Raw genomic sequence first — 2,674 nt, 5'->3', positions numbered from 1 at the left:
TCGATATTCTGAAGAGCCGCACTCTCCTCGAGCGGGTGGCGCAGAAACTGCGCTTGATCGGGAACCCGCGGTTCTATGATGCCATGGGCATGCGTCAGCCCGCCGGCGATCTCAGCCGGGGCGAACTGGAGGACCTGACACTGCAGGCGCTGGAGGACGCAAGAGACGTTTCCATGCCGCGCAATTCGCGCCTCGCATCCGTGAGCTTCACCAGCCCGCAACCTGAACTCGCCGCTCGGATTTCCAACACTCTGGCCGCCGAGTTCATCCAGGCCAACCTGCAACGCCGGTTTGACAGTTCCGCGTACGCCCGCGATTTCATCTCGGGCCAGCTCGCCGAAGCGCGGGCCAAGCTGGAAAAATCGGAACGCGAACTCAACGCCTATGCCCGGCAGGCCGGGTTGATCCGCGACCGCAATCCCAGCAACACCATCGATAAGGGGAGCACCAGCGGCTCGGTCACCACCGCCAGCCTGCTGCAGGTCAACACCGCCGCCAACCAGGCCCAGGCCACGCGGATCGCCGCGCAGCAGCGCTGGAATCTGGTCTCGCGCAGCGATCCGCTGAACTCACCCGATGTGCTTGCCAATCCCGCCATTTCGCAGCTGCTTTCAGAACGCGCACGCGTGCAATCGGAACTGCAGAAGCAGCGCGCCAACCATCTGGAAGACTACCCCGCTGTCGCGCAATTGCGCGCGCAAGTCGGGGTGATCGACAACCAGCTGCAAAGCGTCGCGCGCAGCATCCGCGCCTCGGTCAAGCAGCAGTTCGATGCCGCGGTCGAGACTGAGCAGAACCTCAAGCAGCAAGTCGCCGAACTGAAGGGTTCCTCGCTCGAAGAGCAGGATAGACTCGTCCAGTACAACCTGCTCGCGCGCGAAGCCGATACCAGCCGCACCGTCTACGAAGGGCTGTTGCAGCGCTACAAGGAACTGAACGCAGCAGCCGGGATCAACGCGAGCAACATCGCCATCATCGATTCGGCAATTCCGCCGATCCGCCCCAGCTCGCCCAATCTCCTGCGCAACATTCTGCTGGCACTGGTCGTCGGTGTCATCGGGGCGGCCGGATTTGTTTACCTGCGGATGCAGTTCGACGACTCGGTGCGCGTCCCTGAAGACGTCGAGGGCAAGCTCAACATGCCGCTCCTCGGTGTCATTCCGCTGGCGCAGGAACTCGATGTTGCCCTCGCGCTCGACGATCCGAAGTCGCCGATCAGCGAAGGCTACAACTCGCTGCGCAGCGCCCTGCTCTATTCGACCGCGTCCGGTCTGCCCAAGACGATCCTTATTACCAGTTCGCAGCCCAGCGAAGGCAAGTCGACCACGGGCATGGCCATTGCCACCGGCATTGCCCGCCTGGGCCGCAGCGTGGTCCTGCTCGACGTCGACTTGCGGCGTCCGGCATTGCATCGCTTCCTGAGCGGGGCGGCTGCAGAAAACACCGAGGGCGTATCGAGCCTGCTTACGTCGCAGAGCTCCATCGATCAGGTGCTGCGCGATACCGAGGTCGAGACGCTCAAGATCATCACGTCGGGCCCCATTCCGCCGAGCCCGACCGAACTGCTCAGCTCGAACCGCATGCATATGTTGCTCGACGAGCTTTCGGCACGGTTCGATCTGGTGATCGTCGACAGCCCGCCGGTGCTCGGTCTGGCCGACGCGCCGCTGATGGCGGCACTGGTCGAGGGCGTGGTGCTGGTCGTGCAGTCCGATCGCAGCCGTCGCGGTTCGCTCAAAGCCTCGCTGCGCCGCCTGCGCAGCATGCACACGCTCGTGCTGGGGGCCGTGCTGACCAAGTTCGATGCGACGAGCACCGGCAACCGCTATTCCGAATACTACGGCTACAATTATTACCAGTACAGCGCGAACGCGGACAAGTGATCCATGGCTGACACCGCAGCCCCCGCCATGCCGCGCCGTTTGTGGCAAGCAGCGGCAGCGGCCGGGTTGATCGCTTTCGCGATCGCGGCGCTGCTCAGTGGAACCGATCGGCAAAGCCGGGAGTTCCCGAACGCCCCCAGTGTGATCGGCTGGCCCTATGATACCGGCGCAGCGCGGTCGCGGGCCATTTCCGCATTCGTCCAGAACGGTCCCAAAAGCGCAATCGCCTTTGCCCGGCGGGCGATCCTATCCGATCCGATCTCGGCGCAACCGATCTCGCTGCTCGGGCGCTCGCAGCTCTATGCCGGGCAGGCCCAGGAAGCTCGAAAGACCTTCGAAGTCGCCGGGCAACTGGGTTGGCGCGATGGGATGACCCAGATCTACTGGCTCGATCAGGCACTCCAGGTGGGCGATATCAAGGTCGCAGCCGAGCGCCTCGATGCGCTGTTGCGTCAGAGTCCGCTCGACGAGAACCGCGACCGTTTCCTGGCCATTGTCTCGGCCACGCCAGAGGGCCGTGCCGCGATTGCCCAGCGGCTCAAGGCCGTGCCGGCCTGGGTCGGTGTTTATGTCAACGATGTTAAGGATCTGCCGGTCGAGCAACTGGCGCAGCGCGCCGATGTGGTGTTGCGGACCGGGCGTGGGGTATGGCCTTGTTCTGCCTCCGCGAACATTACGCAGAAGCTGATCGACAGCAACATGCTGCCAGAAGCGCAAGCCGTGTGGCGCGGGAACTGCTCAACCTCGAACTCGCTCGCCTTCGACGGCGGATTTGACCAGCTCGATACAAC

The 2,674-nt window shown here is 63.8% G+C and carries 1 protein-coding gene and 1 pseudogene; both read left to right on the top strand.

Annotated features, from left to right (window positions below):
* Positions 1-1,883 (top strand): polysaccharide biosynthesis tyrosine autokinase (locus CFE35_RS22415; RefSeq protein ID WP_292934087.1); only part of this gene is annotated, 1,883 nt, incomplete at its 5' end.
* A 3-nt stretch (positions 1,884-1,886) separates the two neighbouring features.
* A pseudogene (locus CFE35_RS22410) lies at positions 1,887-2,674 on the top strand (hypothetical protein); the annotation flags it as partial.

It is taken from the genome of Novosphingobium sp. PASSN1, assembly GCF_002278815.1.
Note: the sequence above shows the minus strand (reverse complement) of the source record. Positions and strands in the feature narration are given on the sequence as shown.